This window comes from Asanoa sp. NPDC049475 (genome assembly GCF_040676915.1).
Taxonomy (GTDB): domain Bacteria; phylum Actinomycetota; class Actinomycetes; order Mycobacteriales; family Micromonosporaceae; genus Asanoa.
This window is the reverse complement of record NZ_JBFAPY010000010.1, coordinates 151,619-164,315: the sequence shown is the minus strand read 5'-3', so window position 1 is coordinate 164,315 and position 12,697 is coordinate 151,619. Positions and strand designations below refer to the sequence as shown.

Annotated in this window: 12 protein-coding genes; 5 read left to right on the top strand and 7 right to left on the bottom strand. The window is 70.7% G+C overall.

From position 1 onward, the window contains the following. Positions 1 to 51: 51 nt before the first annotated feature. Entirely contained in the window at positions 52 to 813 is a 762-nt protein-coding gene (locus tag AB0J88_RS34730; protein ID WP_364348885.1) for an SDR family oxidoreductase, read from the bottom strand. Between the two features lie 51 nt (positions 814 to 864). Here AB0J88_RS34730 and AB0J88_RS34725 point away from each other — a divergent pair, with 51 nt between their 5' ends. Next, on the top strand, positions 865 to 1,365 hold the full coding sequence (locus AB0J88_RS34725) for a GNAT family N-acetyltransferase (RefSeq protein ID WP_364348888.1): 501 nt from the start codon (positions 865 to 867) through the stop codon (positions 1,363 to 1,365). A gap of 408 nt (positions 1,366 to 1,773) precedes the next feature. Here the strand turns inward: AB0J88_RS34725 and AB0J88_RS34720 are convergent, their stop codons facing one another. Then, complete coding sequence (locus AB0J88_RS34720) at positions 1,774 to 2,088, bottom strand: antibiotic biosynthesis monooxygenase family protein (RefSeq protein WP_364348891.1); 315 nt, start codon at positions 2,086 to 2,088, stop codon at positions 1,774 to 1,776. Positions 2,089 to 2,435: 347 nt separating this feature from the next. Between AB0J88_RS34720 and AB0J88_RS34715 the strand changes: the two genes are divergently transcribed. After that, on the top strand, positions 2,436 to 3,437 hold the full coding sequence (locus AB0J88_RS34715; RefSeq protein WP_364348894.1) for a TerC family protein: 1,002 nt from the start codon (positions 2,436 to 2,438) through the stop codon (positions 3,435 to 3,437). A gap of 322 nt (positions 3,438 to 3,759) precedes the next feature. Here the strand turns inward: AB0J88_RS34715 and AB0J88_RS34710 are convergent, their stop codons facing one another. Both AB0J88_RS34710 and AB0J88_RS34705 read right to left on the bottom strand, forming a co-directional pair. Next, on the bottom strand, positions 3,760 to 4,623 hold the full coding sequence (locus tag AB0J88_RS34710) for an NlpC/P60 family protein (protein ID WP_364348897.1): 864 nt from the start codon (positions 4,621 to 4,623) through the stop codon (positions 3,760 to 3,762). Between the two features lie 240 nt (positions 4,624 to 4,863). Further along, a complete protein-coding gene (locus AB0J88_RS34705; RefSeq protein ID WP_364348900.1) occupies positions 4,864 to 5,937 on the bottom strand; it encodes a dipeptide epimerase in 1,074 nt (357 codons plus the stop codon). A gap of 47 nt (positions 5,938 to 5,984) precedes the next feature. Between AB0J88_RS34705 and AB0J88_RS34700 the strand changes: the two genes are divergently transcribed. Then, on the top strand, positions 5,985 to 6,785 hold the full coding sequence (locus AB0J88_RS34700; RefSeq protein WP_364348903.1) for a tyrosine-protein phosphatase: 801 nt from the start codon (positions 5,985 to 5,987) through the stop codon (positions 6,783 to 6,785). Here AB0J88_RS34700 and AB0J88_RS34695 read toward each other — a convergent pair. Beyond that, positions 6,782 to 7,582 carry a serine hydrolase gene (locus AB0J88_RS34695; protein ID WP_364348906.1) on the bottom strand — a complete coding sequence of 267 codons (801 nt, stop codon included), beginning with the start codon at positions 7,580 to 7,582 and terminating at the stop codon, positions 6,782 to 6,784. The two genes, AB0J88_RS34700 and AB0J88_RS34695, sit on opposite strands and share 4 nt — an antisense overlap. Before the next feature lie 73 nt (positions 7,583 to 7,655). Here AB0J88_RS34695 and AB0J88_RS34690 point away from each other — a divergent pair, with 73 nt between their 5' ends. After that, the gene (locus AB0J88_RS34690; RefSeq protein ID WP_364348909.1) at positions 7,656 to 8,318 is read left to right on the top strand and encodes a methyltransferase domain-containing protein; all 663 of its coding nucleotides are present in this window, start codon (positions 7,656 to 7,658) and stop codon (positions 8,316 to 8,318) included. On the opposite strand, the gene AB0J88_RS34685 is transcribed toward AB0J88_RS34690, so the two are convergent. Together AB0J88_RS34685 and AB0J88_RS34680 are read right to left on the bottom strand one after the other, a co-directional pair. Next, the gene (locus AB0J88_RS34685; protein ID WP_364348912.1) at positions 8,315 to 9,154 is read right to left on the bottom strand and encodes a lytic transglycosylase domain-containing protein; all 840 of its coding nucleotides are present in this window, start codon (positions 9,152 to 9,154) and stop codon (positions 8,315 to 8,317) included. The two genes, AB0J88_RS34690 and AB0J88_RS34685, sit on opposite strands and share 4 nt — an antisense overlap. 85 nt (positions 9,155 to 9,239) lie before the next feature. Then, complete coding sequence (locus tag AB0J88_RS34680; protein ID WP_364348915.1) at positions 9,240 to 10,682, bottom strand: VTT domain-containing protein; 1,443 nt, start codon at positions 10,680 to 10,682, stop codon at positions 9,240 to 9,242. A 128-nt stretch (positions 10,683 to 10,810) separates the two neighbouring features. Between AB0J88_RS34680 and typA the strand changes: the two genes are divergently transcribed. Continuing rightward, a complete protein-coding gene (typA, locus tag AB0J88_RS34675; RefSeq protein WP_364348918.1) occupies positions 10,811 to 12,679 on the top strand; it encodes a translational GTPase TypA in 1,869 nt (622 codons plus the stop codon). Positions 12,680 to 12,697 lie beyond the last annotated feature (18 nt).

Below are 12,697 nucleotides of genomic sequence, written 5' to 3'. Positions count from 1 at the left end.
GGCGCGGAGATCGTGCGCCGTCCCGGCCGGGAGCACCGCCTCACACGGTGCTCAGGCGTACCGGTCGAAGCCGCCCTCCGAGTCGATCACCTGGCCGGTGACCCAGGATGCCTCGGGTGAACAGAGCCACCCAACCACCCGCGCGGCGTCGTCCGGGGTGCCCCAGCGCCCACCGGGGAAGAGCTGCGCCGCCGCCGATTGGTCCTCAGGGGAGGCCCAGCCCGTATCGGTCGGTCCCGGGTTCAGGCAGTTGATGGTGATGCCGCTCCGCATCAGCGTGGTGGCGAGCTGCTTGGTCAGGTTCTCCACGGCGGCCTTGCTGACCGCGTACGGGATCTCTCTCGTCATCGGCCCCAGTCGTTGGCCGCTGGAGAACAGCACGACGCGGCCGGGACCGGTGTCGTGCGCCGCCGCGTACGCCTCGATCAGCAGCATCGTCGCCCGCACGTTGACGATCAGGTGCCGGTCGACCTCGCCCGCGTCGAGCTGGCCGAACGTGTTGTCCGTCGAGTAGGCGTGCACCACGACGAGCGTGTCCACGCGGCCGAACCGCTCGACCGTCGCCTTGACCAGCGCGGCCGGGGCGGCGGGGTCGGTCAGGTCGGCGGGGGAGTAGTGGTGCGGGCCGCCGGGCAGCTCGGCCAGGAGAGCCGGGATGCCGTCGGGGTCGCCGCCGTGGGGCTGGTCGTCGTCGTAGGACGGCAGCCCGCTCAACAGCAGCTGATGCCCGTCGCCGGCCAGCCGCCGGGCGACCGCCGCCCCGATCCCGGCCCGTCGGCTGACCCCGGTCACGAGCGCCACGCGATCCGTCATCGGGCGACTAAAGCACATGTCGATCTCCGACCGCGCGTCTAATATGACGCGATGCCCGACCTCCAACGGCTCGCCGCGGGTCATGCCGCCGCCCTGCTCCGGTTCGAGCTGGAGAACCGGGCGTACTTCGCGCGATTCATCTCCGACCGCGGAGACGCGTACTTCGCCGACTTCGCCGCCCGCCACGCGGCCATGCTGGCGGACCAGGCCGCCGGCCTGGACCACTTCCACCTGCTGATCGACGATGACGGCGAAACGGTCCTGGGCCGTTTCAACCTGGTCGACGTCACCGACGGCAGCGCCGAGCTCGGCTACCGTGTCGCCGAACAGACGTCCGGCCGCGGCGTCGCGACGGAAACGGTCGGCCGGGTGTGCGAGATGGCCCGGGACGACTACGGCCTGCGTCAACTGGTCGCATCGGCGGCGCTGGACAACATCGGCTCCCTGACGGTCCTGCGCCGCAACGGCTTCACCCCGGTCGGCGAGATCGACCTGCCCGGCCGCCCGGGCCTCCGCCACGTCCGCGATCTGGTCCAGACGGGTCGGTCCTGACTACCGCGGGTGGGTGTGGCGGGGGTGTTCGGTGGTCCGGTTCTGACCGTAGATCAACATCTGTTTGGCCTGGCCGTGAGGTCGGTGACTGGCTCGGACGGCCGTGACGGGTTGGTTGCTCGGGCTGCGGCGGGGTGGGTCGTGGCCCGGGTGGTTCTTGGTGGCGCGGGCTGTGATCGGGTGTGGCTGGTCTGGTCTCGGAGGGGGCTGGGCCGTGATCGGGTGTGGCTGGTCTGGTCCTCGGGCGGCGTGTCGCCCAGATCTGGCGCACACGATCAACGTTTCGGCCCTGGATCTTCCAGATGGCTCACACACGATCACGGGCCAGCGCTGACGGCCCACGGCCCACGGCCCTACGGGCCAGGGCCCACACCACACCGGCCACGGCAGGCCTTCAACGCGGGGCCGTTAGGACGTACGCGTCGAGACCTCCGTCGGCACGTCCGTGAAGTGTTCGACGACCGGGGGAGTGGCGAAGTACGGCCCGATCAGGGCGCGCCATTCGGTGAAGCGGTCCGAGGCCCGGAAGTTCTCCAGGTGCGCCTCGACGCTGTCCCATTCGACCAGCAGCACGAACCGCGACGGTGACTCCACGCCCCGGGTCATGCGGATGGAGCGGAAGCCGGGCGTACCCCGGACGATCGGGTGGGCCTTCCGGTAGGCGGCGGCGAACGCCTCCTCCTCGCCCGGTCGGATGTCGATCAGCGCAACCTCGAGGATCATGGCTGGCAGCCTCCCACGAGCCGGTGGCGACACCCGAAACATCCTAGGACGGCGTACGCGCAGTGTGATGTCGCACCAGATCACAGGCGAGTCGCGATGGTCGATGTGTCAAAACCGGGTCCGATGGGGGAGAATGGCGCTCGAGGAGGGGAGTATTCCCCCGCAGGCGTTGTCGTCAACACGGCAGTCACCCAGCGTGAGCTGGGCGACCACCCGGCATCGTCGGTCGCAGAGCCAACCCAGGCCCGGCGATGGAAGAGACCTCCCGACAGTCACGACCCAGCACTTCGTCATTCGGCGATGTGGTGTGCCTGCCGGAGGTCTATTTGAACGCGCCGTCCTTACACGTGACCCCGCTCGTCTGGGCCATCACCCTCGTGGTGATGGTCGCGGTCTTGCTGGCCGACCTTTTGATCATCGGTCGACGGCCACACGAACCGAGCATCAAAGAGTCGACGATCTGGGTTTCGATCTACGTCGGCCTGGCCCTGTTGTTCGGGCTGGGGCTGTGGTTCACCTCGGGCGCCACCTTCGCCGGTGAGTTCTATGCCGGCTGGCTGACCGAATACAGCCTGAGTGTCGACAACCTCTTCGTATTCGTGATCATCATGTCGCGGTTCGCCGTGCCCAGACATCTGCAACAGGAAGTGCTGCTGGTCGGCATCATCCTGGCGCTGGTGATGCGCGGTGGCTTCATCGCGGCGGGGTCGGCGCTGATCAGCCAGTTCTCGTGGGTCTTCTACATCTTCGGCGCGTTCCTGGTCTACACGGCGATCAACTTCGCGCGTCAGGGCGAGCCCGAAGAAGAGGACTTCAAGGAGAACATCGTCATCCGATGGGTACGGCGTGCGGTCCCGTTCTCCCGCGACTTCGACGGCGCCCGGATCACCACGCGGGACAGCATGGGCAAGCGCCTGTTCACGCCGATGCTGGTCGTGATGATCGCGATCGGCACCACGGACCTGATCTTCGCGCTGGACTCCATCCCCGCGATCTTCGGCGTGACCAAGGAGCCCTACCTGGTCTTCACCGCCAACGTCTTCGCGCTGATGGGCCTGCGCCAGCTGTACTTCCTGCTCGGCGGCCTCCTCGACCGGCTCGTCTACCTCAACATCGGCCTGGCCTTCGTGCTCGGCTTCATCGGCGTGAAGCTGGTCCTCGAAGCTCTGGCGGACAACAACCTGCCGTTCATCAACGGCGGCGAGCACATCAGCTGGGCACCGCACATCCCGATCTGGCTGTCGCTGACAGTCATCCTGGGCACGCTGCTGATAGCGACGATCGCCAGCCTGGCGAAATCAGCGAGCGACAAACGCAAAGGGCGCGAGCTGACCAGCATCGGCAGCTAATGCGTAGCGACGACCCCCGGCGGCCTTCAGGCTGCCGGGGGTCGTCGCATGTCCGCCGTGGCCGCGTCCGGGCGTGGCCGCCCCCGGGCGGCTGCGCAAGTGGGTCGATCATCGGAAAGACGAAAACGCCGCTCCCGGTGTTGGCCGGGGCGGCGCTCTCAGGTGTCGGTGTGCAGGTCGCCTCTCGGCGAGTGGCGCGACGCGGCTCCAGCCGAACGGTATTCCGCGAAGGCAATTTAGGTGAGGCCCGGGGACACTGAACACACCGACACTGATCACAACCACGGACCCGGTCCACCCATTCCCGCGCCGGGAAGAGAGCTCAGCCGGCCACCCGGTGCGCCGCCACCAGGGTTGCCTCGCGGGCCTCCGGGAGCGGCTCCTCGACCACCCGCCGCTGGGTGTAGCAGGCGTGCAGCATCCGCCGCGACCCCGTCACGATGCCCACGTGGTGGATGCGGCGGCCGGGGCGCGCGAAGAAATAGAGATCACCCGGACGCTCCGAGCCCAGCGGAACCGAGCGCGTCGCCTCCGCCTGGTCGGCCGCGTCGCGGGGGAGCACCACCCCGCACCGGCGCCACGCCAGATGGACCAGACCCGAACAGTCGATGCCGTACGCCGACAGCCCGCCCCAGACGTAGGGCACGCCTTGGAACCGGGAGGCTACGTCCAGCGCGACCACCGGCTGACCGGCCAGGGACACGTCCGCGGCCGACACCCACATCAGCCCGTCGCCGGCACCGACCGGCCACCAGCCGTCGACGAGCTCGCCCAGGGGCAACAGCCGGGTGCCGATCATGACGTTGGCCAGTACGACCGGGCCGCCCGGTGTGGCGCGCAGGTCGGTCGAGGTCGCGTCGACGACAAGGGTGGTGTCGTCGACCGCAGGGGTGTCGCCGGCCGCGACGAGCTGCGACGCCGGGATCCATCCCGGATAGCCGCGCCGGTCGCGGGCGCCCGGCTGCTGCAGCGCGACCACCCGGACCCAGCCGTCGTCGCGTACCTCGTCGACGCGTACCCGCTCGCCCAGCAGGAGCTGGCTGAGCACGCCGTCGCCGATCTGCTGCTCCGCCGACATCGACGCCACCCAGGAGGGGATGTCGGCGGTGCGCCCGAGCGCGCGGCTGTCAATCGGACGAAGCGCGTCTGGTGTGGACCACAGTGTCGCGACGGCGACTCGTACCATCGCGTCGCTGCCTGCCCGCACCTCGCGCTGCCTGTCCGTTCGCACTCGCCCGCCCCCCGTCCGCACCGCCGACGGGGTCCCCACCCCTGTCAGCCAGGCTACGAAACTCTTCGCCGCCGCTCAATCGCCTGCTGCAACTCTCCTTCATTCTGCCCACATGGCCGACCCCGATAGCCCGACCGGGCAGTGGTTCCAGCTCATGAGACGAAAACGCGTTTCGATGACAACCGGGACGGGCGCCTAGAGATTCAGGGTCAGTCCGAGCCCGGGCGCGTCCGGCAGGATCACCGCTCCGGGCTCGTAGGTCAGGCCGCCCTCGACCGGCGAGCTGGCCAGCCACCAGGCGGCGTCGAGGTCGGCGACCGCGGTCGTGCCGTAGGCCGCCACCAGGCTCGCGGCGGCGCCTACCCCGACCGGGCTCTCCATCATCGTGCCGACGATCGTGCCCATGTCGTGCGCCTCGGCCAGCGCGAGCAGCGTGCGCGCCGGGCCGAGCCCGCCGCACTTGGCCAGCTTCACGTTGACCATGTCGGCCGCCCGGTTGCGGATCACGGTGACCAGGTCGCGGATCCCGTACACCGACTCGTCGGCGAGGACCGGCACGTCGACCCGGTCAGTGACCCAGCGCAGGCCCTCGAGGTCGCGGTGGTGCACCGGCTGCTCGACCAGCTCCAGGTCGGCACCGAGATCCTGGGCGGCCCGGATGATCCGGACGGCCTCCTTGGCGCCCCATCCCTGGTTGGCGTCGAGCCGGATGCGCGCCCCCGCGCCCGCCGCCGCCCGCACGTCACGGATCCGGGCGAGGTCCGTCGCCGGGTCGGCGCCGACCTTGACCTTGAGCACCGTGAAACCCTCGGTGACCCGAGCGCGCGCCGCGTCCGCGACGCCGATCTCGTCCGCCGCGGTCAGCGTCACGTCGGTCGGCACCCGCCGGGCCGTGCCTCCGAGCAACCGCGCCAGGGGTACGCCGAGCCGGCGCGCGGCCAGGTCGTGCAGCGCGACGTCGACCGCCGCCTTGGCCGCCTCGTTGCCGGCGACGGCTCCGGCGGTCGACCGGGTGAGCGAGACCAGGTCGTCGGGGTCCCGGCCGAGCAGCAGTGGCCGCAGGATCGACGTGACGCACGCCTCCGAGCCGGCCAGCGACGCCCCGGTTACCTGCCAGACCTGCGGCGCCTCGCCGAAGCCGGACCGGCCGTCCTGGTCGACGATCTCGACGACCAGCGTCTCCACCGACGTCGCCCGGCGCAGTGCCGTGACGAACGGCGTGTGCAGGGGGGCGCGTACCCGGTGGGTTCTGACATCCTCGATCGTCATGTGCGGCACCCTATCCGGAGGGGCTGAGAGCGACGGAGGGATCGTCCATGGCGGTGGAATGGTCGTTGTCGGGTGCGCCGAACGCCCGTGACCTCGGTGGTTACGTGGGGGCGGACGGGCGCCTGGTGCGGTTCGGCGCCCTGATCCGGGCCAGCGGGCTGGGCCGGCTCGTCGACGACGACCTGCCGACGCTGAGCAAGCTGGAGCTGTCGTGCGTGGTCGACCTGCGCAGCGCCCACGAGATCGAGGTCGCGCCGCCGGACCGGCTGGCCGGTGAGCCGCGGGTCGTGCACATCCCGATCCACGACCCTGGGCACCCGGTCTTCACGTACGTCTCGGCGGTGATGCTCGGCCACGACCTCTCCGCGTACGAGGCCCTGGCCCGCGAGGGCACCGTCGGCGCGATGGAGGCGATCTACCGCTGGTTCGTCGCCGACCCGGCCGCGATCGAGGCGTTCACCCGCGCCGTGCGGACCGTCGCCGACGCCGACAACCTGCCCCTGCTGTTCCACTGCAGCGCGGGCAAGGACCGCACGGGCTGGCTGTCGGTGATCCTCCTGACGGCCCTGGGCGTCGACGCCGCGGCGATCCGGGCGGACTACCTGCGCACCAACGACCTGGCCGACAGCGTCAACGAGTCGATCATGGGGGCCATGCTGGTCCGCCGCCCGAGCCTCGACCTCGACGCGATCCGGCCGGTCCTGGAGGCGCGCGAGAACTACCTGGACGCGGCGTACGACGAGGTCGCCCGCCGGCACGGCGACATGGACACGTACCTGCGCGACGCCCTCGGCATCGACGACGCGGTCAAGGCCGCCCTGCGCGAACGGTTGCTGGAACAGCCCTAGCGCGCCCGCCACGCGGCGGCCGAGACCGAGGCGACCAGTGAGCAGGCGGCCTCGTCCGGCAGCGTCGTCGTGGTGCAGACGACCACCGTGTACGGGGGAGCGTCCCCCGGGAAGACCACGCCGGCGCCGTGCCGTACGCCGGTGATCCAGCCGTTCTTGTGGGCCACCCGGGTGCCGTCCGGGAGGCCGGCGACCAGGTCGTCGCGGTGCTCGTTGGCCTCCAACAGGGCCAACACCTGGCGCCGCGATCCCGGTGGGACCAGGTCGCCGGCCACCACGGCGGCGAAGAGCGCCGCCAGGTCGCGGGCGGTGACCAGGTTGTCGATGCCGGCGAGCCGGGCCGCCGTGTCCTCGATGCCGCGGCCGGTGACGCTGTGGGTGGCGCCGGCCAGGCGCCACACCTCGTTGACCGCGGGCAGGCCGACGGCGCCGAGGCAGAGGTTCGTGGCCAGGTTGCCGGATCGGACGATCATCTGGCGGGCCAGGTCGCGCAGGGTGCTGGTGCCGTCGAGCAGTGCCCAGGTCGCGGTGTCGCTGTCCTCGGCCGGGTCGTTGGCGAAGGGCTCCGCGCCGGGCAGCGCCGACCGGTGTCTGTTGTGGACGGCCACCGGCGCGTCGAGGTCGAGCCCGGCGCGGTGCAGGGCGACCAGCACGCCCACCTTCATGGTGCTCGCGGCGTAGTGCGGCGCGTCGGCCGACCGCGTGTAGACCGGTGCGCCACCGAGCGGCCCGATCCACGCCGAAGCCGTGCCCGGTGCGGCGGCCAGCGCGTCGTCGACATCGTCCCAGCTCTTCATCGGGTCAGACGATAGTGTGCGCCCTCCGCGAACATCGGCCCACCCGTCCCCGCCGCCGGGTTAGCGTGCCGGCATGACCGCCCCTCCCGCGTACGACGCCTATGCCGACTGGTACGAGGACTACACCAGGGTCGCCTCGTCCTATATGGAGCGGATCCGCGCGCACCTGGCCGACCTGCTCGGCCCCGGCTCGGGGCGCTGCCTCGACCTGTGCTGCGGCGGGGGAGCGCAGGCCGGCACGATCCGCGGGCTCGGCTGGACGCCGGTCGGCGTCGACCTCTCCCAGGGCCAGCTCCGCTGGGCGCAGGGGCGGCTCCCGGTGGCGGCCGCCGACGCGGCCCGGCTGCCCATGCGCGACGGGAGCGTGCCGGCGGTCGCCTGCGTGCTGGCGCACACGGACCTGCCCGACTACGCGGCCGTGCTGCGGGAGGCCGCCCGGGTGTTGGCGCCCGGCGGCCGGCTGGTGCACGCCGGTGTGCATCCCTGCTTCGTGGGTGCGTTCGCCGACCGCTCCGACGCCGACCTGATCACGATCAACACCCGCTACGCCGAGACGGAGCGCACCTTCGACGCCTGGGCGCCGCACGGCGTGCGGGCCAGGGTCGGCGCCTGGCACGTGCCGCTGGCCGACCTGCTCAACGCCGTCACCGGTGCCGGGCTGCGGCTCGACCGGGTGGCCGAGTCGAGCCCGAACGGGATCGCGGACACCTTCGCCTTCCGCGCCATCAAGACCTAGAAGTCGAGGCACTCGCAGTTGGTCATCAGCGAGCGGACGTTGTCGACGTAGCGCGGGTTCGGGATCACCAGGCCCTCGGGGGTGTCGACCGCGTACGGTCCGTAGTTGTAGGCCGCGATGACCACGTTGAGCATGCACAGGTCCGTGTGGCTGGCACAGTCGGCGGGGTCGACCGTGTAGTCGTCCTCGAAGTAGACCTCGCCGAAGTATTTGATCAACCAGGCCAGGTAGTTGGCGCCGAGCTGGGCGTTGTCGCGGTAGGCGTTGAGGTCGTAGCTCTTGTCGAACCGCTGGTTGACGAAGGCCGCCGTGTCCGGCATGACCTGCATCAGCCCGATGCCGCCGTCGCAGGCGATGATGTTGGACTGCCAGCCGCTCTCCTGCCAGGCGGTGGCCTTGACGAGGTCGAGCGACACCCGCAGGTCAGGCGCGCTGTTCGGCCAGTACGCGATGGCGGCGGCGTCGGTCAGCGCGATCTTGACGTCGGCCTGGCTCTGCCGGGCGCCCTCGTAGCGGGGCCGGGTGCAACCCGGCTGGTTCGGCGGCGGCTTCGGCGGGAGCTTCTCGGTCGTCGGACGGCGGGGCGGGCTCGGCTTGTTGACGGTGGCCCTGGGGCGCGGCGACGGCGGTGTCTTCGTCGGCACGGCAGCCGCGGCACCGAGGCCCGCGACGGACTTCTGCTCGGCGGTCTCGGGGGAGCCATCCGAGGTGTCAGCATCAAGGTCGGTCGTCGTCGACGCGTGCTCGACAGCACCGTCGGACTTCTGCGCCGAGCCGCCACCGCTACCGTCACCGCTTTGACCACCGCAACCGGTGGCCAACAGAGCCAGAGCCAACGCACAAACCGCGACCGAAAGACGACGTGACCGTCGCATCGCACCTCCCCGTGACCAGGGGGACGCTATCAGCCGTAGCCGCTCCTTACCGCCCCGGCTGCGCGGCCTGTGGGGCGGGGGACAGCCCGCCACCGTCCGTTTCGGAAGCTGTCGACGCGTACTCCGCCGGCTCCTCGGTCGTCCCGTCGTCGCGGCTGGCGAAGGCCACCATGAAGAAGAGGGTCCACATCACACCGAGCAGCACCGACGTGGCGGTCTCGCTGGCCACGCTCCACCCGAGATAGAGGCGGGCGCCGCTGAGGCTCACGATCGCGGCGGCCGCCACCGTCCAGAGGGCGACCCGCAGCGGCCAGTGCCGGCGCCGGGACAGCAGCCAGGCCAGCGTGCAGAAGCCGGCGGTGATCACCGCGTTCTGGCTCGGGAACAGGCCCGACACCGAGGAGCTGGCCGGGGTCAGATCGCCGGCCCGGGTCAGGTCCGAGATCACCGCGAGCAGCACCAGCGGCACGAACGCGCCGGCCGTGGTGACCACGGTGACCAGGTCGCCGCGCAGGGACCGGTGCCGCCAGGCGAGCAGGGCCGCGACCACGGCGACCGCCAGGATCAGCAGGGAGCCGCGCAGGATGCCGAGGGTCTCGCGGGCGGCGTCGACGACCGGGTCGGTGCGGCGCAGCGCGAACCAGCCGGCGATGTTGTCGTCGATGACGCTCAGGCCGCTCTGGTCGACCGCCCACTTCATCACGAACGCGAGCCCGAAGCCGATGCCGAAGAGCAGGGCGACCCCGGCGACCAGGTTGGCCAGCAGTGCCCAGCCCCGGCCCAGTCGCATCGTGAGCAGGAAGAACAGCACACCGAAGCGCTGGTTGACCCAGCGCAGGGGAGGCAGCGCGCCGGCCCGCGTGACCAGCGCCCGCCACGGGTCGGGGTTGCGGCCGAGCCACCGGCCGGCCAGGACGATCACGACGATCGTCAGGAGCAGGACCAGCACCGCGCCGGTGGCCTTGCCCAGGTATTCGGAGACCGTCTCGTAGGACTCCCCGGCCACGTAGCCGACCAGCACCGAGGCACTGACGAAGAGCACGACCCCGGGCACGTTCCAGGCCACGAACCGGCGGTACGGCATGTCGGCGGCACCGGCGAGCCGAGGCACCAGCGTGCGGCCGAACGCCACGAACCGGGCGCCCAGGATGCCCCGCCCGCCGAGGCGGTGCAGCATGCCCTCGGCCTTGGCCCAGCGCTGCGCGCCGACCCGCTCGCCCCAGCGCCCCTCGCGCAGCCGGGTGCCGTAGCGGCGGCCGGCCCGGAAGGCCAGCGAGTCACCCAGCAGCCCCGCCAGCACCATCAGCCCCAGCGTCACCGGCAGGTCAAGGGTCCCCGTGAAAGACAGGAACCCGACGAGCAGCAGCGTCGCCTCGGCCGGAAAGACCAGCCCCAGCAACACCGCGGTCTCGCCCGCGATCAATGTGAAGGCGATCACGTAGATGACGGCTGGCGGCAGATCTGCCAGCCGTGTCAGTAGATCGACCATTGCGTCCCCCGGCCCACCGGTCCAGCATGCCAGCGCGGGATGTCGGAAAATAGCGGATAACCAGAGATCCGGGCCACCTCCGGGATACCCCGACGGGGTCGTTCATCGGCATCCGGGAGGATGGAGGCATGCCGACCCGTTCCGATCTCCGCAACGTCGCCATCGTGGCCCACGTCGACCACGGCAAGACAACTCTTGTCGACGCGATGCTGCGCCAGGGCGGCCAGTTCCATGCCCGCAACGAGCTCACCACCGACCGCATGATGGACTCGATGGATCTTGAGCGCGAGAAGGGCATCACCATTCTCGCCAAGAACACCGCCATCACGTACGCGCCGGCCGACGGCGACCCGGTGGTCATCAACATCATCGACACCCCCGGCCACGCCGACTTCGGCGGCGAGGTCGAGCGCGGCCTGACGATGGTCGACGGCGTCGTCCTGCTGGTGGACGCCAGCGAGGGCCCGCTGCCGCAGACCCGCTTCGTGCTGCGCAAGGCGCTCAAGGCCCGCCTGCCGATCATTCTGGTGATCAACAAGGTCGACCGGCCGGACGCCCGCATCAAGGAGGTCGTCGACGACACGTACGAGCTGTTCCTCGACCTCGACGCCGACGACACCCAGATCGACTTCCCGATCGTGTACGCCTGCGCCCGCGACGGCATCGCCTCGCTCGGCCAGCCCGTGGACGGCACGGTGCCGACCGACAGCGACTCGCTGGAGCCGCTCTTCCAGACCCTGCTCGACACCATCCCGGCGCCGTCGTACGAGGAGGGCGCGCCGCTCCAGGCGCACGTGACCAACCTCGACGCGTCGCCGTTCCTCGGCCGGCTGGCCCTCTGCCGGGTCCGCGAGGGCACGATCCGCAAGGGTCAGACGGTCACCTGGTGCAAGATCGACGGCACCACCGAGCGGGTACGCATCTCCGAGCTGCTGATGACCGAGGGCCTGGAGCGCAAGCCGGCCGAGTCCGCCGGCCCCGGCGACATCATGGCTGTCGCGGGCATCCCGGAGATCATGATCGGCGAGACCCTGGCCGACCCCGAGGACCCGCGCCCGCTGCCGCTGATCACAGTCGACGAGCCGGCGATCTCCATGACCATCGGCACCAACACCTCGCCGCTGGTCGGCCGGGTCAAGGGCGCCAAGGTCACGGCCCGGATGGTCAAGGACCGCCTCGACCGCGAGCTGATCGGCAACGTCTCGCTGCGGGTGCTCCCGACCGACCGCCCCGACGCGTGGGAGGTCCAGGGCCGCGGTGAGCTCGCCCTGGCGATCCTGGTCGAGCAGATGCGGCGCGAGCAGTACGAGCTGACCGTCGGCAAGCCGCAGGTGGTCACCCGGGAGATCGACGGGAAGACCTGCGAGCCGGTCGAGCGCCTGACCATCGACGCCCCCGAGGAATACCTCGGCGCGATCACCCAGCTCCTGGCGACCCGCAAGGGCCGGATGGAGCAGCTGGTCAACCACGGCACGGGCTGGATCCGGATGGAGTGGCTGGTCCCGGCGCGCGGCCTGATCGGCTTCCGCACCGAGTTCCTGACCGACACCCGGGGCACGGGCATCCTGCACCACGTGTTCGAGAGCTACGAGCCGTGGTTCGGCGAGCTGCGTACCCGGGGCAACGGCTCCCTGGTGGCCGACCGCTCCGGTGCGGTGACCGGATTCGCGATGCTCAACCTCCAGGAGCGCGGCACGCTGTTCTGCGAGCCGGGCACCGAGGTGTACGAGGGCATGATCGTCGGCGAGAACTCCCGCTCCGACGACATGGACGTCAACATCACCAAGGAGAAGAAGCTCACCAACATGCGGGCGTCCACCTCGGACGAGACCGAGAAGGTCATCCCGCCGCGGAAGCTCTCCCTGGAGCAGGCCCTCGAGTTCTGCCGCGAGGACGAGTGCGTCGAGGTCACCCCGACCGCCGTGCGCATCCGCAAGGTCGTCCTGGACCAGACGGCCCGCGGCCGGGCCGCCGCCCGCCGCAAGCACGCCGGCTGATCTTTTCACGCCTGAAGA